Source organism: Micromonospora sp. WMMD1102 (genome assembly GCF_029626265.1).
Lineage (GTDB): Bacteria > Actinomycetota > Actinomycetes > Mycobacteriales > Micromonosporaceae > Plantactinospora.
Map to the genome: position 1 here is coordinate 277,588 of NZ_JARUBN010000001.1, position 25,857 is coordinate 303,444.

Here is a 25,857-nt window from a genome sequence, read left to right on the forward strand (position 1 = left end):
CCGGCCGGGCAGGTGGAGTTCGCCCGGATCACCGCGCCCGGGTTCTACGGCTGGCCGTACTGCACCGGCAACAACGACGCGTACAACGAGTTCACCTTCCCGAGCGGGCCGTCCGGGCCGAAGTACAACTGCGCGGGCGGGCCGACGAACGACTCGCCGAACAACACCGGCATCCGCAACCTGCCGCCGGCGGTGCCGGCCTGGCTGCCGTACACCGGGTCGCAGCCGCCGGAGTTCCCCGGCGGCGGGCTCTCCCCGATGGCCGGCCCGGTCTACCGGTACGACCCGAACTCGACCTCCGAGGCGGCCTTCCCGGAGTACTACGACGGGACGTTCTTCGCCGGTGAGTTCGGCCGGCGCTGGATCCGGAACATCGTGCTGGACGAGGCGGGGAAGCCGTTCAAGATCAACCCGTTCCCCTGGTCCGGTACCCAGGTTATGGACATGGAGTTCGGCCCGGACGGGGCGCTCTACGTCCTCGACTACGGCACCGGGTTCTTCAACGGCGACGAGAACTCGGCGGTCCACCGGATCGAGTACGCCCGCGCCGGCCGCGCCCCGAAGCCGGTGGTCGCGGCAAGCCCGACCTCCGGGGTGGCCCCGCTGACCGTCAGATTCTCCTCGGCCGGCACCCTCGACCCGGACGGCGACCCGATCAGCTACGCCTGGGACTTCGACGGCAACGGCAGCACCGACTCCACCGCCCCGAACCCGACCTTCACCTACACCGGTAACGGGACCCGGAGCGCGACGCTCACCGTGCGGGACTCGACCGGCAAGAGCGCCACCGGCAGCGTGGTGATCACGGTCGGCAACACCGCCCCGACGGTCCGGCTGGAGTTGCCGGCCAACGGCCAGACCTTCGGCTTCGGCGACACGGTGCCGTTCCGGGTGGTGGTCACCGACCCGCAGGACGGCACCATCGACTGCTCCCGGGTCAGGGTCAACTACCTGCTCGGGCACGACGCGCACGCGCACCAGCTGGCCAGCGCGCAGGGCTGCATCGGCACGCTGCGCACCCTCGCCGACGGCGAGCACGACGTCTCGGCGAACATCTTCGGGGTGCTCGACGCGGAGTACACCGACAACGGCGGGGGTGGGCAGGCGCCGCTGACCACGCACGCGCAGAGCATCCTGCAACCCCGGGTACGCCAGGCCGAGCACTACTCGTCGAGCAGCGGGGTGCAGACCAGCGCGCCGGGGCAGGCGCACGGCGGCCGGGCGGTCGGGTACATCGACAACGGGGACTGGATCGCGTTCACGCCGTACAACCTGACCGGGGTACGGTCGTTCTCGGCCCGGGTCGGCGCGGCCGTCGGCGGGCACACCCTGGAGTTCCGGATCGGCTCGCCGACCGGGCAGTTGGTCGGCTCGGCGACGGTACCCGCGACCGGCGGCTACGGCGAGTTCCGGGAGGTGACCGGCGGCATCACCGCACCGGCCGGCAGCCACGAGCTGTACCTGGTGTTCCGGGGCACCGGCGGCGGGCTCTACGACATCGACGAGTTCACCCTGCTCGGCGAGGGCGGCGGGCCGGGTCCCGAGCCGACCGGCAACCTGGCGCTGAACCAGCCGGCGACCGCGTCCAGCGTGCAGGGTGCCGACGTGCCCGCCTCGGCGGCGGTGGACGGCAACCCGGCGACCCGCTGGTCGTCTGCGTTCGCCGACCCGCAGTGGATCACCGTCGACCTCGGGGCGTCGTACCAGCTCAGCCGGGTACGCCTGAACTGGGAGGCGGCGTACGGCAGCGGGTACCAGATCCAGACCTCGGCCGACGGCACCACCTGGACCACCGTGCGGTCGGTGACCGGCGGCGACGGCGGCACCGACGAGCACACCGGGCTCGGCGCCAACGGCCGCTACCTGCGGATCAACGGCACCGCCCGGGGCACCGGCTACGGCTACTCGCTCTGGGAACTGGAGGCGTACCCGGGCTGACGCCCGGCACCGGGGTCGGCCGACGCTCGGCACGGGTCGGCCGACCCTCGGCGGGCCTCGGCCGGCGTCGGTGTCGTCGGGCCGATCCTCGCCGGCCGACCTCGGTGGCGTCGGGGTGAGCCCCGCCGGTCAGTCGGTGGGAGCGGTGGCCCGGAGGCCGTACATCAGCGGGATCCGCGGCTCGCCGGCCGGCAGCCGCCACCAGCCTCGCGGCGTCCTGGTCATCCGGGGCCAGCGCGGCCACGGCACCTGGTCGGTCTCCCGCAGCGCGGTCACCCGCAGGCCGGCACCGACAAGTGCGGCGACCAGCTCGCCGAGCCCGTGCGACCACTCGTAGCTCACCGTCGGCCCGGCCAGCGGCGGCCCGTCGGTGTAGCTGTGCGCGGAGTCGACCCGGCGGGGGCCGTCGCCGGCCAGGTAGTCGTGCCGGAGCACCAGGTCGGTGCCCTCGTCCGGGGTCGGCACCAGGCCGAGCGCCGCCAGCAGCGGGTGGAACTCCACCACGTAGACGCTTCCGCCGGGCCGGAGCAGGTCGGCGACCACGCCTGCCCAGCGGTCCAGGTCGGGCACGTAGACCAAGGCGCCCTTGCCGGTGTAGACGACGTCGAACCGGCGACCGGAGAGGGCCGGCACGGCGTCGAAGACGTTTGCCCGCACGTACTCGACGTCGAGCCCGGCCCCGGCGGCGATCCGCCGGGCCGCCGCGACGGCCGCGCCGGAGATGTCGAGGCCGACCGTCCGGGCCCCACGCTGGGCGAACGCCGCCGTCTCGGTGCCGAGATGGCACTGTAGATGCAGCACGTCGCGGCCGGACACGTCGCCCAGGTCGGCCCACTCGAAGTCGGCGAACCAGAACTCGGCGTCCCGGCTGCCGACACCGTAGAACTCGCTGGCCAGGTGGACGGGTGTCCGGGCGTCCCAGTTGGCCTCGATCTCGCGCATCATGCCGTTGACGGCTTCGTCGAAGGTCACCGGTCCATCCAGCCACGACCGGCCGGGCGGTGTAAAGGACCGGCGTGGCAGAGGGCCGGCGTCGGAGCGGATCGGCCTCGCCGGGCCGGGGCAATAACATCAATCATTTAAATAAAAATGTGATACATTCGCGCCGTGCCCGAGCTGAACGTCACCGAGCTGACCTCCACACTGGAGGACTTCAACCGGATCTTCATCCGGCTGCCGACCGTGCACCGGCTGAACTTCACGACCCTCTCGGTGCTGCACACCCTGCGGTACGGCGGGCCCAGGCGGCTGACCGAGCTGACCGCGAGCGAACAGGTCAGCCAGCCGGCGATCACCCAGACGGTGACGAAGCTGGAGAACGACGGCCTGGTGCGGCGCGAACCCGACCCCACGGACGGCCGGGCGGTGCTGGTGCACATCACCGACGACGGGGCCGCGATCGTGGACAGCAGGCGGGCCAGCCGGGTGACGCACCTGACCGAACTGGCCGGCCAACTCACGGCGGAGGAACGTGCGGCGATCGCGGCTGCGCTGCCGGCCCTGGCCCGACTGCGTGAACTCGACCGGCAGCGCGACGGCGGGGGCGCGGCCCCGCAGCGCGACGGCAGCATCCGGAGGTGACCGTGCCCGCCCCCCTTCCCACTACGACCCGAGCCGATCCACGTGCCCGACGAGGTGCTCGCCGACCTGCGGCGCCGGCTCGACCTGACCCGGTGGCCGGACGACCCGGGAAACGAGGACTGGGACTACGGCGTCAACGGTGACTACCTGCGGGAACTCGTCGACTACTGGCGGGACGGGTACGACTGGCGCACGGCCGAGGCCGCCATCAACGCGTACCAGCACTACCGGGTCGAGGTCGACGGTGTGCCCGTGCACTTCATGCGTCGCCCCGGCGTCGGGCCGAACCCGACTCCGTTGATCCTCTCGCACGGCTGGCCGTGGACGTTCTGGCACTGGTCGAAGGTGGTCGACCCGCTGGCCGACCCGGGGGCCCACGGAGGAGACCCGGCCGAGGCGTTCGACGTGATCGTCCCGTCGCTGCCCGGGTTCGGGTTCTCCGGCACCCGGCCGGACATGAACTTCTGGAAGATCGCCGACCTCTGGCACACCCTGATGACCTCCACGCTCGGCCACCGGCGGTACGCGGCGGCCGGCTGCGACGTCGGAGCCCTGGTCACCGGTCAGCTCGGGCACAGGTACGCGGCCGAGCTGTACGGCATGCACATCGGGTCCGGCCAGAAACTCACGATGTTCAACGGCGACCGGGCCTGGGACCTCAGCGGCGGGCAGCCGATCCCGGCCGGGCTGCCGGCCGGGACGCACGCCCGGATCGTCGCGCTGGACAGGCGGTTTGCCGTGCACCTGGCCGCCCACGTGCTCGGCCCCAGCACGCTCGGCTACGGGCTTACCGACTCACCGGCCGGGATGCTCGGCTGGATCCTGGAACGCTGGGTGAAGTGGAGCGACAACGGCGGTGACATCGAGTCGGTCTTCAGCAAGGACGACCTGCTCACCCACGCCATGATCTACTGGGTGACCGGCACGATCTCCACCTCGATCCGCACCTACGCCAACAACAACCGCTACCCCTGGACGCCGTCCCACGAGCGGTGGCCGGTGGTCGAGGCGCCCACCGGGATCACCTTCGTCGGCTACGAGAACCCGCCCGGCGTGACCACCGAGCGGCGGATCGAGCACTTCCTCGGCAGCGACCGCGCCGGCTGGTACAACCACGTCAACCTGACCGTGCACGAGCACGGCGGACACTTCATCCCGTGGGAGATCCCCGACGCGTGGGTGACCGACCTGCGCCGCACCTTCGCGACAGCGCGCCGGATGCATCCGGCGGGCGACAGCCGCTGACTTGCCCCGGCCCGCCCGCCGACGAGCGAGGGCTCTCGCCTGCGGAAGAGCGGGGCTCTCGCCCGCTGACGAGCGGGGCTCTCGGGTGCGGAAGGGCGGGGCTCTCGCCCGCTGACGAGCGGGGCTCTCGCGTGCCGACGAGCGGGGCCTCAGCCCCAGTTGCGGCGGAACCAGCGCCGCACCAGCGGCGGCGCGACCCAGGAGTAGACACAGAACAGCAGCCAGAGCAGCCCGGCCACCCCCGCCAACGTGGGCAGCCCGACCGCGCGCAACCCGAAGATCAGGGTGAGCGCGCCGAGCCAGACCTTCAGCGGGCCGAAGCGCAGCACCGGGCGTATCGGCAGCATCAGGGGATGCCGGGCGATCCTCAGCTCCAGCGCGGACTCGGCGAGCGACTGCTCGGTGGGCATCGCGGCAGCGGCCTGCCGGTAGCCCTCGTACGCCGTGTCGATCCGGCCACGGGCCGCACTGGTGCCGCCGAGCAGGGCGTGCGCGCCCGGGTGCTCCGGATGGGCGGCGACGAACTCCCGGCTGATCCGCTCGGCGGTGCGGTCGTCGCCGCCGGCGAAGGCCACCTGGATGCGGGTGGCGTAGACGATCGGCGCGTCCGGCTCCAGCGCCCTGGCCCGCTCGACGAGCTTCGCCGCCTTCTCCGGCTGGCCGTTGGCCGCACAGACGTCGGCGTAGGTGCAGAGCAGATCGACGTCGTGCGGTGCCTGGGCCAGCCCGTCGAGCAGGGCCCGCTCGGCGACCTGCGGACGGCCGAGCCGGTGCTCGGCGCGGCCGAGGTGCCACAGCAGGTCGGGATTCGGCCCGACGGCGGCCAGCCCGGCACCGGCCGCCTCGACCACCTCGGACCAGCGGTCCAGCTGGCCCAGCGCGGAGCAGCGCAGCAGGGTCGCGGGCAGGTCGACCGCGTCGGCGGCCGGTAGCCTGGCCAGCTCCGCCAGGGCCTGCTGCGGCCGGTCCGCCAGCAACAGGGCCTCGGCGCGGGCCAGCACCGGCGAGGGTGTGGTCACCGGACCAGCACCAGGATGAGAATGCCCTCCAGCACGCCGAAGCCGATCGCCGCGGCGAACCCGGGGCCGACCAGGCTGGCGGGCTCCCCACCACCGTAGGTGTAGGCCCGGAACGGTGCCCGCTGGAAGGACAGCACCGCCAGCCAGACGAGCGCACCGGTGACCATGCCGGCCAGCCGTACCGCCGAGTTGCCGTCGACGGCCGCACTGACCGCGAGCCGGACGCCGAAACCCACCAGCCCGGCCGCGCCGATCGCGGCCAGACGGCGGCCGGGCAGCCCCAGCCGCCCGCCGTTGAGCACGCCCAGCGCGGCGGCGGCCAGCGGGCCGCCGAAGACGGCGGGAACCAGGATCGACTCAGGGCGCCAGGGCGGCTTGCCGGTTGCCGGCCGCTCCTGGACCGTCGGGCTGAACAGCTCGTCCTGCATCGGGTTCCCATCTCTGCGGTCGAGGGCGCCGGCACAGCATAGTGACCGTCCAGGAACGACCCGACCGCATAACGGCCGGACCGGAGCAGCCGGTCGACCGAGACCCCGGCGGTCGATCGATGACGCCGGCGGCCGACCGTGACCACGGTGCTCGACCGGGAGCAGGGCGGCGGCGAGCGGGCCAGGTCCTAGAACTGCCGACCCGCCGTCCGCGGGCTAGGGTGGGCGGATGACGGAGCAACCCTTCGTGCTGGTCCGCGGCGAGGTGGTCCGGGAGGTACCCCCGGAGATCGCCCGCTTCTCGGTGACGGTCGCCGCCCGGGACCGGAACCGCCCCGCCGCACTGGCCCGGCTCGCCGAGCGCTCCGAGGCGGTCCGCACGCTCGTCGACGGGTACGGCGACGCGATCGAGCGCCGGGAGACCGGCAACCTGTGGGTACGCCCCGAGCTGAAGCGCTCCGGCGAAAAGGTCACCGGGTACGCCGGCAGCGCCACCACCACCGTCACGGTCACCGACTTCGGGGTGCTCGGCGAGCTGATGCTCCGGCTCGCCGACCAGGACCAGAGCACCGTCTCCGGCCCGTGGTGGGAGCTGCGGCCGGGCAGCCCGGTGCACCGGGAAGCCCGGCGGGCCGCCGTCGCCGAGGCGGTCGCCCGGGCCCGGGAGTACGCCGACGCGCTCGGCGCCGAGGTGACCGCGCTGCTCCAGCTCGCCGACGCGGGCCTGACGGCGCAGCCGATGATGATGACCCGGGCCGCGCACACGATGGGCTACGCGGCGGCGGCCGGGGGAGCGCCGCCGGAACTCGAACTCGACCCGCAGGTGCAGACCGTGCAGGCCACCGTCGAGGCCCGGTTCGCGATCACCCCACCGCCGCTCGCGGACGGCCCGTCGGCGGACGGCGACCACCGGGCGGCGGCGGGATAGTTCCGCCGGTGCCCAGCAAACCGTCACCGCAGACTCTCGACCAGCTGGTCGACCGGGCCCGCAGGCTGGCGTCGACCGGACGGCGCCGGTTGCTCGGCGTCACCGGCGCCCCGGCCGCCGGCAAGTCGACCCTGGCCGGGCTGCTGGTGACGGCCCTGCCCGGGGTCGCCGAGCTGGTGCCGATGGACGGCTTCCACCTGGCCGAGGCCGAACTTCACCGGCTCGGCCGGCACGCCCGCAAGGGTGCCCCGGACACCTTCGACGCGGCCGGTTTCGTCGCGCTGCTGCGCCGGCTGCGGGCCGGCGCCGAGACGGTGTACGCGCCCGAGTTCCGGCGGGAGATCGAGGAGCCGGTCGCCGGGGCGATCCCGGTGCCCCCGTCGGTGCCGCTGGTGGTGGTGGAGGGCAACTACCTGCTGCTGCCCGACCGACCCTGGGCAGAGATACCCGGACTTCTCGACGAGGTGTGGTATCTCGACCTCGACGAGGCCGAGCGGCTGCACCGGCTCACCGAGCGGCACATCGCGTTCGGCCGCGACCCGGCGGAGGCGGCGGCCCGGGCCCGGGGCACCGACCAGCGCAACGCCGAGCTGATCTCCGGCACGGCCGACCGGGCCGACCTCGTCGTCCGGATAGCACCGTCCACTCCGGCCTGATTCCGCATCGGAGTCCACCCGGGCGCGGACTCCGTGCCGGGTTGCGGCCATTGGTTCCGGATTGCTCACTGCCCAACGGTTGGTACCAGTACCCGCCGGGGTGATGGCGAAGCGCATCGAGGACTGGTAGACCGATCGGCGAAGCTGTTTGGACCGTTGGTCGGCCGTCGGCGACGATCGGCGGGAGCGCGACTATCGGCAGGAGAGCCGTGTCAGTTCGGAGACTGTTGGCCGGGTACGCCGGGGTGAACGCCGTGCTGCTGGCCGGCTTCTTCGTGCTGCCGCTGCCGCGTCCGGCGGTGACCGCCGCGTTCGGGCTGACCAGCATGGCCGCCGTCGCGATCGGGGTCCGCCGGCACCGGCCGGAGCGGGCGTACGCCTGGTGGCTGCTCGCCGCCGCGCTCGGGGTCTTCGCGGCCGGCGACACCGTCTACCTGCTCGCCGCGAACCTGCCGCTCGGCGACTCCGCGGCCAACTCCGGGCTCGTCTCCGACCTCTGCTATCTGGCGATGGTGCCGCTGATCGGTGCCGGGCTGCTCGGGCTGACCCGCTCCTCCACCGGTGCCCGGGACCGGTCCGGACTGCTCGACTTCCTCATCTTCACCACCGCCGGTGCCTTCCTGCTCTGGGTACTGGTGATCCGGCCGTACCTGGTCGACCCGGGGCCGGACACGTTCGAGCATTCGGTACTTGCCGCGTACGCGCTGCTCGACGTGCTGTTGCTGGCCACCGCCGTACGGGTGGCGCTCACCTCGCGGGGCAGCGTCGCCGGGCTGCTGCTGGCGACCGGCGCGGCCGGGATGCTCGTCGCCGACGTCGTCTACGGCGCCGCGCTGCTGCGTGGCGACTGGCAGCCGGGCGGCCCGACCGAGCTGGGCTGGTTCGCCTTCTACATCGGCTGGGGCGCCGCCGCGCTGCACCCGTCGATGGGAACGCTCACCGAGCCGGCAGCGCCGCCGGACAGCGAGATCGACAAGACCCGGCTGGTGCTGCTCGGCATCGCCGCCACGCTCGCCCCGGCGGTGCTGCTCTACGAGGTGGTGAACGGGGACGTCCGGGACGGTGCGGTGATCGCCGTGGTCGGCGGGGTGGTCTTCGCCCTGGTGCTGAGCCGGCTCGCGGACGCGGTGGACGGGCACCGGCAGGCGGTGACCCGGGAGCGGAGCCTGCGGCAGTCCGGTGCCGAACTGGTGGCCGCGACCGACACCGCCGAGGTACGCCGGGCGGTGCGCACCGCCGTGGCCCGGCTGGTGCCCCGGCAGTCCGCACATCGGATGGTCTTCACGATCAACCACAGCGACGGGGTGCCGGCGGCCACTGTCAGCATCTGGGGCCCGGGGATGGCGGCGCCGTCGCCGTTCTATCCCGCCCCGCCCACCGCCGCCGCCCGGCGCAGCCGGCTGCTCCGGGTCCGAACCCTGCAACCGGCGCTGGCCGAGCAGTTGCGCGGCTTCGAGACCGTGGCGGTCTGCCCGCTGATCGGCGACGGCCGGGTCGGCGGCGCGGCCAGCGGCGCACCCCGGGTCGGCGCGCTGCTGGTGGCCACCGACAGCCGGCTGCTGCCGACGCTGCGGGACTCGCTGGAGGTGCTGGCCGCGCAGGCGGCGATGGCGCTGGAACGGATCAGCCTGGCCCAGGAGATCAACCGCCGGGACAGCGAGGCGTACTTCCGCAGCCTCGTGCAGCACGCGGCGGACGTGATCCTGATCGTCGACGCCGACCACCGGGTCCGGTACGCCAGCCCGTCGGTCCGGGCCGTCCTCGGCATCGAGCCGGCCGACTGCACCGACCTGGGGACCGTGCTCTCGCCGGAGGACCAGCGCTCGGTCGCCGCCCTGCTCGACTCGGCGCTCGCCGAAGCGGACCGTCGCGGGGTCGACTGGAGCGTGCGCCGCCCCGACGGGCAGCGGGTGCAGTTGGAGGTGACCTGCCGGGACCTGCGCCGGGACCGGGCGGTACGCGGCTTCGTGCTGACCCTGCGGGACATCACCGAACGGGTACGCCTGGAGCAGGAGCTGACCCACCGGGCGGTGCACGACGCGCTGACCGGGCTGGCCAACCGGGCGTCCTATCAGGACCAGGTCTACGAGGCGGTGGAGAAGGCCCGGGACGGCGCGGCCACCGTCGGCACCCTCTCCATCGACCTGGACGAGTTCACCACGGTCAACGACACCCACGGGCACGCGATCGGGGACGCGCTGCTGGTCGCCGCCGGGCAGCGGCTGCGGGAAAGCGTCGGGCCGAACGACCTGGTGGCGCGGCTCGGCGGCGACGAGTTCGCCGTACTCGTGCCGCGGGCGGAGTCCCCGGAGCAGGTCGAGGCGGTCGCCGACCATCTGGTCCGGGCGCTGGCCGAGCCGTTGGAGGTCGGCGACACCGTGGTCAGCGGCACGGTCAGCGTCGGGGTGGCCACCACCGACGACGCCAGCGACGCCGGTGAGCTGCTGCAACGGGCCGACCTGGCGCTCTATGTGGCCAAGGGGGCCGGCAAGGGGCGCTGGTGCCGCTACCAGTCCGAGCTGCACACCGCGATCGTGGAGCGGCTGGAGCTGCGGGCGGCGCTGACCGAGGCGGCGAAGACGCTGAGCTTCTCCGTCGACTACCAGCCGATCGTCGACATGCGGACCGGGGCGGCGGTCGGTTTCGAGGCACTGGCCCGCTGGCACCATCCGGCGCGCGGGCCGGTACCGCCGGAGCTGTTCATCGGGCTGGCCGAGGAGACCGGGCTGATCGAGCCGATCGGCGACTACGTGCTGCGCCAGGCGACCGGTGCGGTTGCCGGCTGGTGTGCGCAGCGGGGGGAGGCGGGTGCGCCGTACGTCAGCATCAACGTCTCGGCCCGGCAGCTGCGTACGCCCTGCTTCGTGGCTTCGGTGCGGGCGGCGCTGGCCGCCGCCGACGTACCGCCGGACCGGGTGATGCTGGAGATCACCGAGAGTCTGCTGCTGCGGGACCAGGAGCCGGTCTGGGCCGAGCTGGCCGAGCTGCGCGCCCTCGGGCTGCGGGTCGCCATCGACGACTTCGGCACCGGGTTCTCGTCGTTGAGCTATCTCCAGCAGATGCCGGCCGACGTACTCAAGATCGATAGGTCGTTCACCGAGACCGTGGCGTCGTCGCGGCGGCAGCGGCTGCTGGTGGAGGGGATCATCCGGCTCGCCGGCACCCTCGGCCTGGACGTCATCGCCGAGGGGGTGGAGACGGAGGCGGTCCGGACCATCCTGCTGGACATGGGCTGCGCGTCCGGGCAGGGCTACCTCTTCGCCCGGCCGCTCAAGGACGGGGACGTGCTGCGCTGGCTTGACGACCGGCCGGTGCCCGCCGTACTGCCGAAGCCCCGCCCGGCCGGCGAGTGAGCTGGTCCGCCCGACTTTCCGGACGGGGAGTGGGCTCAGGCGGCTGCCGGGGTGAGCGGGCGGCGGACCCGGGCCGGGTTGCCGACGGCGAGTACCCCGGCCGGCAGGTCCCGGGTGACGACGCTGCCGGCGCCGACCACGGTGTCCCGGCCGATGGTGACCCCGCCGAGCACGATCACCCCGCCGCCGAGCCAGACGTTGTCGCCGATCGTGATCGGCCGGGCCGCCTCCCAGCCGGACCGGCGCTGCTCCGGGTCGAGCGGGTGGTGCGGGGTCAGCAGTTGTACGTTCGGCCCGACCTGCACGTCGGCGCCGATCTCGATCGCGGCGACGTCGAGCAGCACGGCGTTGAAGTTCAGGTAGGACCGGTCGCCGATCCGGATCTGGCCGCCGTAGTCGCAGTGGAACGGCGGCCTGACCACCACCTGCTCGCCGACCGCGCCGAGGAGTTCGCGCAGCAGCGCCCGGTGCCGTTCCGGCTGGTCGGCCGGCGTCGAGTTGTAGCGCTGCGCCAGCACGGCGGCCCGCTCCGCCAGCGCGACCAGCTCGGGGTCGTCGGCCCGGTAGAGGTCACCGGCGAGCATCCGCTCCCGCTGGGAGCGCGGATCCGCGCCGGTCTGCATGGTCGCGCCCGTCGGCTCAGTCGTTGGCGTGCAGCGCCGCGTTGAGTTCGATGCCCCGGCCGGTGCGCGGCTTCGCCTCCAGCGCGCCGGTCACCGAGTTGCGCCAGAAGAGCAGCCCGTTCACCCCGGACAGTTCGCGGGCCTTTACGACCCGGCCGTCCGGCAGGGTCACCTTGGAGCCGGCGGTGATGTAGCAGCCGGCCTCGACCACGCAGTCGTCGCCGAGCGAGATCCCGATCCCGGCGTTGGCACCGAGCAGGCTCCGCTCGCCGATCCGGACCTTCTCCTTGCCGCCGCCGGAGAGGGTACCCATGATCGAGGCGCCGGCACCGACGTCGGAGCCGTCCCCGACCACCACACCGGCGACGATCCGGCCCTCCACCATCGAGGCGCCGAGCGTGCCGGCGTTGAAGTTGCAGAAGCCCTCGTGCATCACGGTGGTGCCGCTGGCCAGGTGCGCGCCGAGGCGGACCCGGTCGGCGTCGGCGATCCGGACCCCGGACGGGACAACGTAGTCGGTCATCCGGGGGAACTTGTCGACGCCGTAGACGGCCAGGTGCCGGCCGGCGGCCCGCTCGACCACCCGCAGCTCGTCGACCCGCTCCGGCGGGCACGGCCCGGCCGAGGTCCAGGCGACGTTTGCCAGCACCCCGAAGATGCCGTCGAGGTTCAGCTCGTTGGGCCGGACCAGGCGGTGGGAGAGCAGGTGCAACCGGAGGTACGCGTCGGCGGCGTCCTTGATCGGGTCGGCCAGCGAGCCGATCTCGGTGACCACCACTGCGGTACGCAGCCCCGGCAGCGCCCGGTCGCCGAGCGCGCCCGGCGGCAGGTCGAGCACGTCGCCGTCGTCGCCGGCGACAAGTGGCGACGGGCCGAGGCCGAGCTTGCCGGTCGGATACCACGTGTCGAGCACCTGGTCTCCGGCGAGCGTGGCTACCCCGATCCCCCAGGCGGGCTGTGTGGTCGTCACCGGGTCTACCCCTCCGTCATCCGTCCGCCAGAACCGGCTCGGCCGGGCGTGTGGAACGTCATTCGTGAGCCCTCGACGCGTCCCGCCGATACGACCTTGACGGTACCGTCTCCCAGCATGGAGAACCCGCTCACCCCCGAGGTGTTGGCCGATCCGGTGGCGTTGACCCGTGCCCTGGTCGACATCGAGTCCGTCTCGCGCAACGAAAAGGAGATAGCGGACTTTGTCGAGGAGGTGCTCAGGGAGGTCCCGCACCTGACGGTGGCGCGGCACAACAACACGATCATGGCGCGTACCGACCTGGGCCGGGCCCAGCGGGTGGTGCTGGCCGGGCACCTGGACACCGTGCCGTTGAACAACAACTTCCCGTCGAGTGTGCAGGGCGACCTGATCTACGGCTGCGGCACCTCCGACATGAAGTCCGGGGTGGCGTACGCGCTGCACCTGGCGGTGAGCGTGCCCGAGCCCCGCTACGACGTGACGTACTTCTTCTACGAGGCCGAGGAGATCGAGTCCCGCTACAACGGGCTGACCCTGGTCGCGCAGGCGCATCCGGAGTGGCTGACCGCCGACTTCGCGGTGCTGCTGGAACCGACGCACGGGGTGGTGGAGGCGGGCTGCCAGGGGACCATGCGGGCGGTGGTCAGTGCCACCGGCCGGCGGGCGCACTCGGCCCGCTCCTGGAACGGGGTGAACGCGATCCACGGCATCGCCGAGGCGATCAACCGGCTGGCGGCGTACCAGGCGCGGATGGTCACCATCGACGGCTGCGTCTACCGCGAGGGGATGAACGCGGTCCGGATCGGCGGCGGGGTGGCCGGCAACGTGGTACCGGACCTCTGCGAGATGGAGGTGAACTACCGGTTCGCCCCGGACCGGACCGCCGAGCAGGCGGAGGCGCACCTCCGCGAGGTCTTCGACGGGTACCAGGTCCGGGTGACCGACTGGGCGCCCGGTGCGCTGCCCGGGTTGACCGAGGCGCCGGCCCGGGAGTTCCTGGCGGCGGTCGGGGCGGACCCGATCGGCAAGCTCGGCTGGACGGACGTGGCGCGGTTCGCCGCCCTCGGCATCCCGGCGCTGAACTTCGGGCCGGGCGACCCGAACGTGGCACACGCCCCCGACGAGCACGTCGAGATCGGCAAGATCCGGGACGGTGCCGCCACCCTGCACCGCTGGCTCGCCTCACACTGAGCCGGGACGTACCGGACGTCTGCTGGTCGTCGCCGGGTCGGGACCCGGCCCGGCGCCGGCCGGCGGTGGCCCCTTTGCCGCCGGCCGGCGCCGGCTTTCCCGGTGTGTCGGGTCGGCGGACTAGCCGTCGACGTGCTGCTGCGTACGGGATTCCTGCTCCGGCACCGAGACGTCCTCGATCGCGCCGGCCGGTGCGGCGTTGCGTGCCATCCGGCGCTCCGCGACCACCGCCCGGATCCGGCGCTGCATCTGTCGTCGCAGTCGGATGATCTCCCCGCTGGTCATCACCGTTGCCCCCCGAAGGTGCGCGGCCGTGACGTGGGCGCCGCGCGTTCCCCCTTGTGTGATTGGTAAGACGCCGGTCAGCCCCGTTTGGTTGCCTCGGCGCCGAGGTTCGTCCCGTGACGTACGCGATCACGCCACCCCGGCCCTGGTCCACCGGATTACCGTGGAGCCCATGAACCACAGCCAGGGACGAAACGGCAGCCGGGGCCCGGGACCGGAACGCCATCGGGGTGCGGTCACGCTGCGCCGCGAGGCCATCCCGCTGAGTACGGCGGACCAGCGGTTGCTCGACTCCCGCAGCCGGGGCGACTGGAAGACCAAGGACGCCTGGCGGGCCCTGCGGATCCTGTCGGAGTTCGTGGAGGGCTTCGACACCCTGGCCGACCTGCCACCGGCGGTGAGCGTCTTCGGCTCGGCCCGCAGCAAGCCGGACAGCCCGGAGTGCGAGCTGGCCGAGCAGTTGGGTGCGGCGCTCGCCGCCGCCGGCTACGCGGTGATCACCGGCGGCGGGCCGGGCGTGATGGAGGCGGCCAACCGGGGCGCGACCGAGGCCGGCGGACTCTCGGTCGGGCTCGGCATCGAGCTGCCGTTCGAGCAGGGCATCAACGACTGGGTCGACATGGCGATCGACTTCCGGTACTTCTTCGCCCGCAAGACCATGTTCGTCAAGTACGCCCAGGCGTTCGTGGTGCTGCCGGGCGGCTTCGGCACCCTGGACGAGCTGTTCGAGGCGCTGACCCTGGTGCAGACCGGCAAGGTGACCCGGTTCCCGGTGGTGCTGATGGGTACGACCTACTGGCGCCCGCTGCTCGACTGGCTCCGGGACACGCTGGCCGCCGACGGCAAGATCAGCCCGGCCGACCTGGAACTGATCATCGTCACCGACGACGTCAGCGCCGCCGTCCGGCACATCGTGGACGCGGACGCGGCGCTGGCCGCCGAGCAGGAGGCGTTGCAGGAGACCGCGATAGCCCAGGCCGAGGCGGCCCAGCAATCGGCCGCCGGGGCACGCAACTCGCGCTGAACCGTCGACCCGCCCGGACGCGTCCGCAAAACCTGCCGGGCACGTCCGGCGTGCGAACGGCCCGCCCCGGTCTCCCGGGAGCGGGCCGTCCGGTACCGCTGACTACGACAGGACCCGGATGCTCCCTGACGAGAAGCCCGTGGAGCCGCCGGGTGGGAGAGTGGCCGACGGGACGGTGCAGGCCCGTCCGGTGTAGACCACGATCGTGGAGTCGGTCTGGTTGCTGACCGTGGTGCCGGCCGGGAACGTGCCGTTGATGTCGCGGCAGCCGGCGGCCGGGTTGACCAGGACGGCGCTTGCGCCAGCGGGGCTGCTGATGACGATCCGGCCCGTGGCGGCGAGGCTGGGCGAGGCGGCGAGCCCGACAGCCGCACCGGCCAGCACGCCGACCACGGCCACCCGGGTCGCGCGGCGCCAGGCGCGCGATCGGCGTGCCGTCGTCCGGGACTGCGTCGGCGCTGCTTCGATGATTTCCACGAGAAGTCCTCCCCAACGTTCGAAGGGCTGATAAGTTACCGGCCGCCGTCGACGTGTCGCCCCCGAAGCGGAACATCGGCGGTCATCGTCGACTGGTCTGGCTGGCACGCTACGCCCGGCGGACTTCAGTTCGCTTTCAAATGGACTTTGCGGCCGGGCGCCTTAGTGCCGCGTCACAGATCAGCAGCGGTGCGCCAGTACCTCCCACCTCGCGATGCTCTGACCGGGGAGGGTCTGATCGGGCCACCATGTCCCGGATCCGACGGTGCCGCTGGAGATCCAAGTGGAACCATTCCAGGAGAAGAGGTCGGCGCAGAACCCTGGGCCGATGTAGAAGCCCTGGGCGTGGTCCCAATCTAGGTAGCTGTCCGTGCGCCGGTCCACCGGCAGTAGCGCGTCGTAACTCCCCTTGGCGTAGCTCCCGTCGCGGTCCTTTATCACTCCGATGCTAACGATGGCGCTCACATTGCTGATGTAACTCCTCGGCACCGCCGCCACGGAAGAGCCGGAGCGTGAGGCCGAACCCGTGTCACCCGATGCCGGCGCCAGCAACTGTGAACCAGTACCCGGGGCAGCGCTTGCGGCGACGCCCAGCGACACTGCGGCGACTACTGGCAAGGCCAGCACTGCCAACCTGCTCAAATACTTCATCGCGTACCTCCCAGTTTCGGGCAACTCGCCCCGGGATGGAGGTATCCAGGGGGAATCGCCAGGCTTCGCCGCATGGGCGGCGAGAACGAAATTACGATCTATCAGCTTCACGCCAGCTTCGAACCCACCGGATTTGCCCTGGTCGGGGCCGGGTGGCGGCTGGCCCGGATAACTCGCACGGTCCTCGAATCGGCGCTGACCAGCGCAAGAAGAGAGGGCATCGATGGTCGTTTGTGACGACAGACCTCGACACCCTCTTGACCGCACTGTACGTGCCCATCCGCACCCCATTTAGGACCTGTCGGGGTCGGTGGACGTACCGGGAGCGCGCCCGGGGCGTGGCGCGAGGCGTACCTGAGGGGGACGCGTCGGGGCGGCGTGGTGTGATGGGCGGCGTGCAGGCGTACCGGCTGGTCCGTCGGCCGGCCGAGGCCGGGCCGGCGCGACACGACGACCCCGTGCAGCGGGAGGTGGTCGGACACACCGACGGTCCGCTGCTGGTCCTCGGTGGACCGGGCACCGGCAAGACCAGCACCCTGGTCGAGGCGGTGGTCGCCCGGGTCGTCGAGGGCGTCGACCCGGAACGCGTTCTGGTGCTCGCGTTCAGCCGCCGGGCGGCCACCGCACTGCGGCACCGGATCGAGGCCCGGATCGCCGAGGTCACCAACCGGGTACTCCACGAGCCGCTGGTCCGCACCTTCCCGGCGTACGCCTTCGGCCTGTTGCGCAGGTCGGCGGCGGAACGCGGCGAGCCGTCCCCGCGACTGCTCACCGGCCCCGAGCAGGATCTGATCATCCGCGAACTGCTCGGCGTGGTCGGGGTCGACGACGAGTCTCCCGAGAGCGCCGACGAGATCGAGGACCCGGTCGGCTGGCCGGCGGAGCTGCGGCCGGCACTGCGTACCCGGGCCTTCGCCGAACAGCTCCGTGACCTGCTGATGCGGGCCGCCGAGCGGGGTGTCGGCCCGGTCGAGCTGGCCCGGCTCGGCGAGAAACTCGGCCGGGCCGACTGGCCTGCCGCCGCCCGCTTCCTGCGGCAGTACGTCGCCGTGCTCGCCCTGCGTGACGTCACCACCCGGGGCTCGGTCGCCTACGACCCCGCCGAACTCGTCCGGGCCGCCTCCGGACTACTCACCGACGATCCCGACCTGCTCGACGCCGAACGGGCCCGGCTGGCGTACGTCTACGTCGATGAGCTGGCCGACACCGACCCGGCCCAGGTGGACCTGCTGCACCTGGTGGCCGGTGGCGGCAAGCCACTCGTGGCGTTCGCCGACCCGGACTCGTCCACGTACGCCTTCCGAGGCGCCGACCCGGAGATCGTGCACGGTTTCCCGCACCGGTTCCGTACCGTCTCCGGGGCGGTGGCGGGCACCCGGCTGCTGCACACGTCGTACCGGTCGGGGCCGGAGCTGCTGGCCGCGACCCGGCGGTTGGCGCGGCGGCTGCGCGGGCCGGTGGCCCACCGTGACCTGCGCCCGCTGCCGGACGCCGAGCCGGGGACGGTCCAGATCCACACCTTCCGGTCCGGCACCAGCGAGGCGGCCTACCTGGCACACGCGCTGCGTTCCGCGCACCTGCTCGACGGGGTGCCCTGGTCGCGGATGGCGGTGCTGCTCCGCTCCACCAGTCTGCAACTGCCGCCGTTGCAGCGCGCCCTGCATACCGTCGGGGTGCCGACCGTGGTGCACGCCGAGGACCTGCCACTGCACCTGCAACCGGCGGTGGCCCCGATCCTGCTGCTGCTGCGCTGCGCGCTCGAACCGGACCGGCTGGACGAGGAGGCGGCGGTGACGCTGCTGCACTCCCCGTTGGGCGGTGCCGACCCGCTGGCCGAGCGACGGCTGCGGCAGGGGCTGCGGGCGCTCGCGCTGGCCGGCGGCGACCGGCGCCCCTCCGGGGACCTGCTGGTCGAGGCGTTGCGGGAGCCGGGTGACCTGCTCACCATCGAGCGGCGCTGGGCGGCACCGGCCCAGGCGGTCGCCAACCTGCTGGCGGCCGCCCGGTCCGCCGCCGCCGCGCCCGGGGCGACCGCCGAGGACGTGCTCTGGGCGGTGTGGCGGTCCAGCGGGCTGGCCGAGCGCTGGTCCGGTGCGCTGGCCCGGTCCCGTACCAGCGCAGCCGCCCAGGACAGCGGGCTGCGCTGGCGGGCGGCGGCGGCCGACCGGGACCTGGACGCGATAGTCGTACTCTTCGACGCGGCGGCCCGGTTCGTCGACCGGCTGCCGGGGGCGCGTACCGAGGTCTTCCTCGACCACGTGCTCGGGCAGCAGTTGCCGGCCGACACCCTCGCGCCGAGTGCCGAGAAGGGCGAGGCGGTACGGCTGCTCACCGCGCACGCGGCCAAGGGGCTGGAGTGGGACCTGGTGGCGGTGGCCGGGGTGCAGGAGGGTATCTGGCCGGACCTGCGGCTGCGCGGCAGCCTGCTCGGTTCGGAACGGCTTGTCGACCTGCTCGCCGGCCGGGGCGAGGGAGCCGGGGCGGCGGCCACCCTGGTCGGGCAGACCTCGGCGGTACTCGACGAGGAACGCCGGCTCTTCTACGTCGCCGCGACCCGGGCCCGGCGCCGGCTGCTGGTCAGCGCGGTCGCCTCGGCGGCGGTCGGGGTCGCCGACCACGAGGAACAGCCGAGCCGCTTCCTCTACGAACTCGGCCCGACGGTCGACGCCGACGCCGACGCCGACGCCGCGGTTGAGGTGTTAGGCGGGGGCCCTTCTACTACCGAAAGCGATAACGGGGGGCCCTTCCTTGCAGCTGTGCTTCCGGTGGGGCGGCCGCCGCGGGCGTTGACGTTGTCGGCGCTGGTCGCCGAGCTGCGTACCGCCGTCGTCGATCCGGAGGCGTCGCCGGGGCGGCGGCGGGCGGCGGCGGAGGAACTGGCCCGGCTGGCGGTGGCGGGGGTGCCGGGGGCGCATCCCGACGACTGGTGGGGGCTGCGCCCGCTCTCCGACGACCGGCCGCTCGTCGACGAGGGCGAACCGGTCCGGGTCACCCCGTCCGGGATGGAGAGTGCGCTGCGGTGCAGCCTGCGCTGGCTGCTGGAACGGCACGGCGGGCGGGCGCCGGCCAGCTCCGCGCAGGGGGTCGGCAACCTGGTGCACGCCGCCGCGATGCTCGCCGAGGACGCCAGCACCGACCGGGGCAAACTGCTGGAGTACGTCGCCGCCCGGTTCGACGTGATCGAACTCGCCGCCCGCTGGATGGCCGGCGCCGAACGGGCCCGTGCCGAGGTGATGGTGGACAAGCTGCTGCGCTGGCTGGCCGGCAACCCGCGCCGGCTGCTCGCCATCGAGCACGAGTTCGCGGTACGCCTCGACGACCCGAGACGGCCGATCGAACTCACCGGCCGGGTGGACCGGCTGGAGGTGGACGCCGACGGCCGGCTCGTGGTGATCGACCTCAAGACCGGCAAGTCGACCGCGGTGACCGCCTCCGAGCTGGCCGAGCATCCGCAGCTCGGCGCGTACCAGGCGGCGGTGGAGGCGGGTGCCTTCGCCGACCTCGGCGCCGGGTCGGAGCCCGGCGGTGCGGCACTGGTGCAGCTCGGCACCTCGACCCAGGACGCCCGGGAGCAGGTCCAGCCGCCGGCCGCCGCCGCCGAGGAGACCGGCAGCTGGGCCCGGGCGATGGTCCGGCGTACCGCCGACACGATGGCCGCGGCCACCTTCTCCGCCGTCGCCAACTCGAAGTGCCGGGTCTGCCCGGTGCGCAGCAGTTGCCCGATCTCCGGCCAGGGCCGCCAGGTCGTCGAGCCACCCGCCCGGCGTCGCCCGGACACCCCGCCGAGGACACCGGGCCAGCGTGGCGGTGGCGGCCGGTGACCCAGCCCTCCCTGTTCACCCCGCCGCCGAGTCAGCGGGTCGCCGACGCCGGACCCCGGTTCACCCCGGTCGAGCTGGCCAAGCTGCTCCGGCTGCCGGCGCCCACCCTGGAACAGGCCGCGATCATCTCGGCGCCGGTCGCGCCACTGCTGGTCGTCGCGGGGGCCGGTTCCGGCAAGACCGAGACGATGGCCGCCCGGGTGGTCTGGCTGGTCGCCAACGGGTACGTCGAACCCGGGCACGTCCTCGGGCTCACCTTCACCCGCAAGGCGGCCGGTGAACTCGGCACCCGGATCCGGACCCGGCTCGGCCAGCTGGTGCGCCGGCTCGGCCGCAACACCCGGCACCGCGACGACGACCCGTTCGGCGGCGAGCCGACCGTGGCGACGTACCACTCGTACGCGGCCCGGATCGTCACCGAGCACGGGCTGCGGGCCGGGTACGAGCCGTCGACCCGGCTGCTCACCGAGGCGTCCCGCTGGCAGATCGTCGACTCGATCGTCCGCAACCACGACGGGGACATGTCCGAGGTGGAGCGGCAGCCGAGCACCGTCACCGACGCCGTCCTCGCGCTCGCCGCCGACCTGGCCGAACACCTGGCCACCCCGGACGACCTGGCCGCCTGGACCGGCCGGTTCTTCGCCGAGGTGCAGTCCCGCCCCGGCCGGGTCTACGCCGACGTACGCAAGGCGCTGCACCTGCAACAGCTCCGGTTGCGGCTGCTGCCGCTGGTCCGGGCGTACGCCAGGCGCAAGGACGACTTCGAGGCGATGGACTTCGGCGACCAGCTGGCCCGGGCGGCGCTGGTGGCCCGGAACCACCCGGAGGTCGGCGCGATCGAGCGCGGGCGCTACAAGGTGGTGCTGCTCGACGAGTACCAGGACACCTCGCACGCCCAGGTGGTGCTGCTCCGCTCGCTCTACGGCGGCGGGCACCCGGTCACCGCCGTCGGCGACCCGTGCCAGTCGATCTACGGCTGGCGGGGGGCCAGCGCCGGCACCCTGGACCGGTTCCGCACCGAGTTCGCCCAGCCGGACGGCACCCCGGCGCAGGTGTGCACGCTCACCACGAGCTGGCGGAACCGGCCGCAGATCCTGGACGTCGCCAACGGGCTCGCCGCGCCGCTGCGGGCCGCCGGAGCCCAGGTTGCCGAACTGGCCGCCGCCTACCGGGTCGACGAGGAGATCCCCGGCCGCACCGGTCGGGGCTACCCGGGCGGCACCGTGCACTGCGCGCTGCTCGACACGTACGCCGACGAGGCCGACTGGATCGCCGACAGCATCCTGGCCGCCTGGCGGGGTGCGGCTCGGCTGCCGGACGTCCTGCCGGAGCAGATCCCGGTGCTCGCCCGGCCGACGACAGCTGTCCTGGTCCGGCTGCGCAGTCAGATCCCGGCGATCGAGGCGGCGCTGCGGGACCGGGGACTGCCGGTCGAGGTGGTCGGGCTCGGCGGGCTGCTGGACACCCCCGAGGTGCGGGACGTGGTCTGCACGCTGCGGGTGCTCTCCGACCCGACCGACGGTGCCGCGCTGCTCCGGCTGCTCACCGGAGCCCGTTGGCGGATCGGCCCCCGTGACCTGGTCGCCCTGCACCGTCGGGCCACCGCGATCGCCCGCGCCCGCCGGGACCTGCCCCGCTCCGGGGACGACGACGAGCCGGAGATCGTCACCGACCGGCTCGACGAGGCGACCCTGGTCGAGGCGCTGGCCGACCTCGGCCCGGCGCAGGCGTACTCGGCGGAGGGCTATGCCCGGCTGCGGGCGTACTCGAGAGAACTCGGCCTGCTCCGGCAGCGCCTGGACCAGCCGCTGCCCGACCTGCTCGCCGACGTCGAACGCACGACCGGCCTCGACGTCGAGGTGGCGGTGCGCGCCGGCAGCGACGGCCGGGGCGGCGACGCCGGCCTGGCCCGCGGCCACCTGGACGCGCTCGGCGACGTGGCGGCCCGGTTCGCCGGCGACTCGGCCGGTGCGCCGCTGCACGCCTTCCTGGCTTTCCTCGCCGCCGCCGAGGACGAGGAACGGGGTCTCTCCCCGGGCGAGGTCGAGGTGGTGGAGGGGGCGGTGCAGATCCTCACCGCGCACGCCGCGAAGGGCCTCGAATGGGACGTCGTCTCGGTGGCCGGGCTGAGCCGGGGCGTCTGGCCGGGTACCGCCCGCGGCTCCGACCACTACCTGCTGGGCCTGGGGGTGCTGCCGTTCCCGCTGCGCGGCGACGCGGACGGGCTGCCGAGGCTGGCTCTGGACGACGCCGAGGACCAGAAGGCGGTGGCCCGGGCGCTGGCCACCTTCACCGACGACTGGCGGGCACACGACGAGCGGGAGGAACGCCGGCTGGCGTACGTCGGGGTCACCCGGCCGCGCCGGCTGCTGCTCTGCTCCGGGTACTGGTGGGGCGAGGGGACGAAGCGGCCGCGCGGGCCGTCGACGTTCCTCTCCGAGGTGTACGAGTGGTGCCTGACCACGCCGGAGACCGGCGGGGAGAGCGGTTTCGTGGTCGACGCCTGGGCGCCCGAGCCGGCGGCGGACGCCAGCAACCCGACGACCGAGGTGGTGCTCCGGGCTGAGTGGCCGGCCGACCCGCTCGGCGTCCGCCGCCCGGCCCTCGCCGAGGCCGCCGCCCTGGTCCGCCGCCTCATCGCCGAAGGTGAAAGGAAGGGCCCCCCGTTATCGCATTCTGTAGAAGAGGGGGCCCTTCCTATCGCCAGTCCCGTAGCGGAGCCGGCGCAGCCGCAGCCGGAGGTGGTGGCGGAGCCGGAGGTGGTGGCCGCTGCGGCGGCCTGGCGGCGGGAGGCCGAGCTGCTGCTCGCCGAGCGGGACATGCTGGCCGACCGCACCGGCCCGGTCGAGGTGGCGCTCCCCGGCCACCTGTCGGTCTCCCAACTCGTCACGCTGCGCCGCGACCCGGCGGCGCTGGCCCGCGCGCTGCGCCGGCCGATGCCCCGGCGCCCCGAGCCCTACACCCGGCGGGGCACGGCGTTCCACGCCTGGCTGGAGCAGCGGTACGGGATCAGCCGGCTGCTCGACGTCGACGAGCTGCCCGGGGCGGCCGACTCGGACGCCGCGCCGGACGAGGCACTGACCGAGTTGCAGGAGCGGTTCCTGGCCGGCGAGTGGGCCGAGCGCACCCCGGTCGAGGTGGAGGTGCCGTTCGCCACGTCGGTCGGTGGGCTGCTGGTCCGGGGCCGGATGGACGCCGTCTTCACCCTGCCGGGCGGCCGGTACGACGTCGTCGACTGGAAGACCGGTCGACAGCCGACGGGGGTCGAGGCGGAGGCGGCGGCGGTGCAGTTGGCGGCGTACCGGCTGGCCTGGGCGGAACTGGCGGGGGTACCGGTCGACCGGGTCCGGGCCGCCTTCCACTACGTACGCGACAACGTCACCGTACGTCCGGCGGACCTGCTCGACGCCGACGGCCTGGCCGCCCTGGTGGCCCGGGTACCCGAGTCGCCGCTACCCGGCTGAGCAGACCGGATCTTCTTTGATCGCCGAAAACCCTGTACACGGGCTGGTGGTGTGCTAGTCTGGTCGCGTTGCAGTTTTGGTTCCCAGAGACTCTGTGTGCGCCTGCGGGATTGTGACCGTAGGCGCTCTTTGTTATGTCCGGAGTTCTCCGGGCGGGGCGACCAGAGCGACAGCCGTCCACCCGGTCGGTGGGCAACAACCCGGCCCGCAAGAGGTGCGGACCGAACGTTCCGTCAGGAGACGAAACACATGGCAATTGGCACCGTGAAGTGGTTCAACGCCGACAAGGGCTTCGGCTTCATCACCCCGGACGGCGGCGGCGCCGACGTCTTCGCCCATTTCTCCGCGATCCAGAGCTCCGGCTACCGCAGCCTGGACGAGAACCAGCGGGTGGAGTTCGAGGTCACCCAGGGCCAGAAGGGCCCGCAGGCGGAGAACATCCGCCCGATCTGACCTAGCCGGTCCTGCCCGGCGTGAGCCGGTGCAGTGAAGTTCGACCACCGCGTCCAGACCGGCGTGGTGACGCGGCCAGCCCGCGCCCGACGGCACGGGCTGGCTCCCGCGTGTTTCCCGGTCCGTGGCTGCGGTCACCGGGTGCACCGCCGTCGGTGGCAGAGCCACCGCGGCGGGCCCCGGGGATCTTCCTCGACACGTACCGCATCGAGGAAGGTCCATGATGACCCGTACTATCCAGTCGTTCGCCGACGCCCCGCTGGCCGCCGGACTGCACGGCGCGCTGACCCGGAACGGCATCCTCTCGCCGTTCCCGATCCAGGCGGCCACGCTGCCCGACTCGCTGGCCGGTCGGGACGTACTCGGCCGGGGCCGTACCGGCTCCGGCAAGACGCTCGCGTTCGGCCTGCCCCTGCTGTCCCGCACCGCCGGGCGGCGTGCCCGGCCCGGCCGTCCGCTCGGGCTGGTGCTGGTACCCACCCGCGAACTCGCCCAGCAGGTGACCGCCGCCCTCGACCCGTACGCCCGCGCGCTCGGCTTGCGCTGCGCCACGGTGGTCGGCGGACTCTCCCTGACCCGGCAGGCGGCGGCCCTGCGGGACGGGGCGGAGGTGGTCATCGCCACCCCCGGACGGCTCGCAGACCTGGTCGACCGGGGCGACTGCCGGCTCGACGAAGTCGCGGTGACGGTGCTCGACGAGGCCGACCAGATGGCGGACATGGGCTTCCTTCCGCAGGTCACCGACCTGTTGCGCCAGGTGGCGCCGGGCGGGCAGCGGATGCTCTTCTCGGCCACCCTGGACCGGGGCGTCGACCGGCTGGTCCGCCGGTTCCTCACCGACCCGGTCTCGCACTCCGTCGACCCGACCACCGCCACGGTCACCGGGATGACGCACCACGTCCTCCAGATCGAGGCCGAGGAGAAGACGACGGCCACGGCGCAGATCGCGGCCCGGGACGGCCGGGTCATCCTCTTCGTCGGGACCAAGCACCGCGCCGACCGGCTGGCCCGCCAGTTGCTGACCAGGGGCGTACGGGCCGCCGCCCTGCACGGCGGCAAGTCGCAGCCGCAGCGGACCCGTACCCTGGAGCAGTTCCGGACCGGCCAGGTGACCGCGCTGGTGGCCACCGACGTGGCGGCCCGGGGCATCCACGTCGACGGGCTCGACCTGGTGGTGAACGTCGACCCGCCGACCGACGCGAAGGACTACCTGCACCGGGGCGGTCGCACGGCTCGGGCCGGCGAGTCCGGTCGGGTGGTCACGCTGGCGCTCCCCGAACAGCGCCGGGAGGTGGCCCAGCTCCTGCGCGAGGCGGGGATCAGGCCGGAGACCCTGGCGGTCCGCCCCGGCGACCAGTCGCTGGTACGGCTGACCGGTGCGCGGCTCCCGTCCGGAGTTCCGGTTCCGCCGTCGACTCCGGCGCAGCCGCCCCGGACCCGGACGCCCCGGACACCGGCGCCCCGTGCCTCCACGGCTGGGACGCAGGCGGCCCGGAGCCAGACGGCTCGTGCCTCGACGGCAGGAACGCAGACGGCCCGGGCCTCGACGGCTGGGACGCAGGCGGCCCGTGCGTCGACGACCTCGGCGGCGGCGCCGAAGGCCAGGTCCGGCGGTGGTGGCAACCGCCGCCCGCGCCGGCTCCGTAGGGCCGCCTGAGCGCTGCCGGCCCCGGGTAACCGGGGCTCCGGATGTCCGGGGTTGCGGGCCGGCCGGGGGTCTGCCGACGGTCTGGAACACCGGCGTCAGGTG

21 protein-coding genes are annotated in these 25,857 nt (G+C 73.4%); 13 read left to right on the forward strand and 8 right to left on the reverse strand.

All coding sequences use genetic code 11. The annotated features are described in order from the left end of the window. Positions 1 to 12: 12 nt before the first annotated feature. Positions 13 to 1,938 carry a carbohydrate-binding protein gene (locus tag O7626_RS01490; RefSeq protein WP_347404738.1) on the forward strand — a complete coding sequence of 642 codons (1,926 nt, stop codon included), beginning with the start codon at positions 13 to 15 and terminating at the stop codon, positions 1,936 to 1,938. Between the two features lie 129 nt (positions 1,939 to 2,067). On the opposite strand, the gene O7626_RS01495 is transcribed toward O7626_RS01490, so the two are convergent. Further along, positions 2,068 to 2,910, reverse strand: coding sequence for a class I SAM-dependent methyltransferase (locus O7626_RS01495; RefSeq protein WP_278058491.1), 843 nt, complete (start codon positions 2,908 to 2,910; stop codon positions 2,068 to 2,070). A gap of 135 nt (positions 2,911 to 3,045) precedes the next feature. On the opposite strand from O7626_RS01495, the gene O7626_RS01500 reads away from it, so the two are divergent. After that, on the forward strand, positions 3,046 to 3,519 hold the full coding sequence (locus O7626_RS01500) for a MarR family transcriptional regulator (RefSeq protein ID WP_278058493.1): 474 nt from the start codon (positions 3,046 to 3,048) through the stop codon (positions 3,517 to 3,519). A gap of 36 nt (positions 3,520 to 3,555) precedes the next feature. Beyond that, positions 3,556 to 4,764, forward strand: coding sequence for an epoxide hydrolase family protein (locus O7626_RS01505; RefSeq protein WP_278066020.1), 1,209 nt, complete (start codon positions 3,556 to 3,558; stop codon positions 4,762 to 4,764). 149 nt (positions 4,765 to 4,913) lie between these two features. Here the strand turns inward: O7626_RS01505 and O7626_RS01510 are convergent, their stop codons facing one another. Together O7626_RS01510 and O7626_RS01515 are read right to left on the reverse strand one after the other, a co-directional pair. Further along, on the reverse strand, positions 4,914 to 5,783 hold the full coding sequence (locus O7626_RS01510) for a tetratricopeptide repeat protein (protein ID WP_278058495.1): 870 nt from the start codon (positions 5,781 to 5,783) through the stop codon (positions 4,914 to 4,916). After that, positions 5,780 to 6,211 carry a hypothetical protein gene (locus tag O7626_RS01515; protein ID WP_278058496.1) on the reverse strand — a complete coding sequence of 144 codons (432 nt, stop codon included), beginning with the start codon at positions 6,209 to 6,211 and terminating at the stop codon, positions 5,780 to 5,782. Before O7626_RS01515 ends, O7626_RS01510 begins: the two co-directional genes overlap by 4 nt. 229 nt (positions 6,212 to 6,440) lie before the next feature. Between O7626_RS01515 and O7626_RS01520 the strand changes: the two genes are divergently transcribed. The 3 genes from O7626_RS01520 (at position 6,441) to O7626_RS01530 (ending at position 11,148) form a co-directional block, all read left to right on the forward strand. Next, a complete protein-coding gene (locus O7626_RS01520; protein WP_278058498.1) occupies positions 6,441 to 7,139 on the forward strand; it encodes an SIMPL domain-containing protein in 699 nt (232 codons plus the stop codon). 8 nt (positions 7,140 to 7,147) lie between these two features. Then, complete coding sequence (locus tag O7626_RS01525; RefSeq protein ID WP_278058500.1) at positions 7,148 to 7,795, forward strand: nucleoside/nucleotide kinase family protein; 648 nt, start codon at positions 7,148 to 7,150, stop codon at positions 7,793 to 7,795. Between the two features lie 209 nt (positions 7,796 to 8,004). Continuing rightward, positions 8,005 to 11,148, forward strand: a complete 3,144-nt coding sequence (locus tag O7626_RS01530; RefSeq protein WP_278058502.1) for a bifunctional diguanylate cyclase/phosphodiesterase — start codon at positions 8,005 to 8,007, stop codon at positions 11,146 to 11,148. Positions 11,149 to 11,183: 35 nt separating this feature from the next. Here O7626_RS01530 and O7626_RS01535 read toward each other — a convergent pair whose 3' ends face one another. Beyond that, positions 11,184 to 11,771: a sugar O-acetyltransferase gene (locus tag O7626_RS01535; RefSeq protein ID WP_278058504.1), complete on the reverse strand. Its 588-nt coding sequence runs from the start codon at positions 11,769 to 11,771 to the stop codon at positions 11,184 to 11,186. A 16-nt stretch (positions 11,772 to 11,787) separates the two neighbouring features. Further along, positions 11,788 to 12,741 (reverse strand): 2,3,4,5-tetrahydropyridine-2,6-dicarboxylate N-succinyltransferase, encoded by a 954-nt coding sequence (gene dapD, locus O7626_RS01540; protein ID WP_278058506.1) that lies wholly within the window; start codon positions 12,739 to 12,741, stop codon positions 11,788 to 11,790. 117 nt (positions 12,742 to 12,858) lie between these two features. Here dapD and dapE point away from each other — a divergent pair, with 117 nt between their 5' ends. After that, positions 12,859 to 13,932, forward strand: coding sequence for a succinyl-diaminopimelate desuccinylase (gene dapE, locus O7626_RS01545; RefSeq protein ID WP_278058508.1), 1,074 nt, complete (start codon positions 12,859 to 12,861; stop codon positions 13,930 to 13,932). 120 nt (positions 13,933 to 14,052) lie between these two features. On the opposite strand, the gene O7626_RS01550 is transcribed toward dapE, so the two are convergent. Continuing rightward, entirely contained in the window at positions 14,053 to 14,217 is a 165-nt protein-coding gene (locus O7626_RS01550) for a hypothetical protein (RefSeq protein WP_278058510.1), read from the reverse strand. Between the two features lie 172 nt (positions 14,218 to 14,389). On the opposite strand from O7626_RS01550, the gene O7626_RS01555 reads away from it, so the two are divergent. Beyond that, positions 14,390 to 15,241: a TIGR00730 family Rossman fold protein gene (locus O7626_RS01555; protein WP_278058512.1), complete on the forward strand. Its 852-nt coding sequence runs from the start codon at positions 14,390 to 14,392 to the stop codon at positions 15,239 to 15,241. Positions 15,242 to 15,343: 102 nt separating this feature from the next. Here the strand turns inward: O7626_RS01555 and O7626_RS01560 are convergent, their stop codons facing one another. Beyond that, positions 15,344 to 15,718 (reverse strand): hypothetical protein, encoded by a 375-nt coding sequence (locus O7626_RS01560; protein WP_278058514.1) that lies wholly within the window; start codon positions 15,716 to 15,718, stop codon positions 15,344 to 15,346. 180 nt (positions 15,719 to 15,898) lie between these two features. After that, positions 15,899 to 16,369: a hypothetical protein gene (locus tag O7626_RS01565; protein ID WP_278058515.1), complete on the reverse strand. Its 471-nt coding sequence runs from the start codon at positions 16,367 to 16,369 to the stop codon at positions 15,899 to 15,901. A gap of 72 nt (positions 16,370 to 16,441) precedes the next feature. On the opposite strand from O7626_RS01565, the gene O7626_RS01570 reads away from it, so the two are divergent. The 5 genes from O7626_RS01570 to O7626_RS01590 all read left to right on the forward strand — a co-directional run bounded on the left by O7626_RS01570 (position 16,442) and on the right by O7626_RS01590 (position 25,764). Beyond that, complete coding sequence (locus O7626_RS01570) at positions 16,442 to 16,606, forward strand: hypothetical protein (RefSeq protein ID WP_278058517.1); 165 nt, start codon at positions 16,442 to 16,444, stop codon at positions 16,604 to 16,606. 149 nt (positions 16,607 to 16,755) lie between these two features. Continuing rightward, a complete protein-coding gene (locus O7626_RS01575; RefSeq protein WP_278058519.1) occupies positions 16,756 to 20,190 on the forward strand; it encodes an ATP-dependent DNA helicase in 3,435 nt (1,144 codons plus the stop codon). Further along, complete coding sequence (locus O7626_RS01580) at positions 20,187 to 23,654, forward strand: ATP-dependent DNA helicase (RefSeq protein ID WP_278058521.1); 3,468 nt, start codon at positions 20,187 to 20,189, stop codon at positions 23,652 to 23,654. The genes O7626_RS01575 and O7626_RS01580 overlap by 4 nt, the downstream gene beginning before the upstream one ends. A gap of 249 nt (positions 23,655 to 23,903) precedes the next feature. After that, positions 23,904 to 24,107, forward strand: a complete 204-nt coding sequence (locus O7626_RS01585) for a cold-shock protein (RefSeq protein ID WP_101369720.1) — start codon at positions 23,904 to 23,906, stop codon at positions 24,105 to 24,107. Between the two features lie 223 nt (positions 24,108 to 24,330). Then, entirely contained in the window at positions 24,331 to 25,764 is a 1,434-nt protein-coding gene (locus O7626_RS01590; RefSeq protein WP_278066021.1) for a DEAD/DEAH box helicase, read from the forward strand. Positions 25,765 to 25,857: the final 93 nt, after the last annotated feature.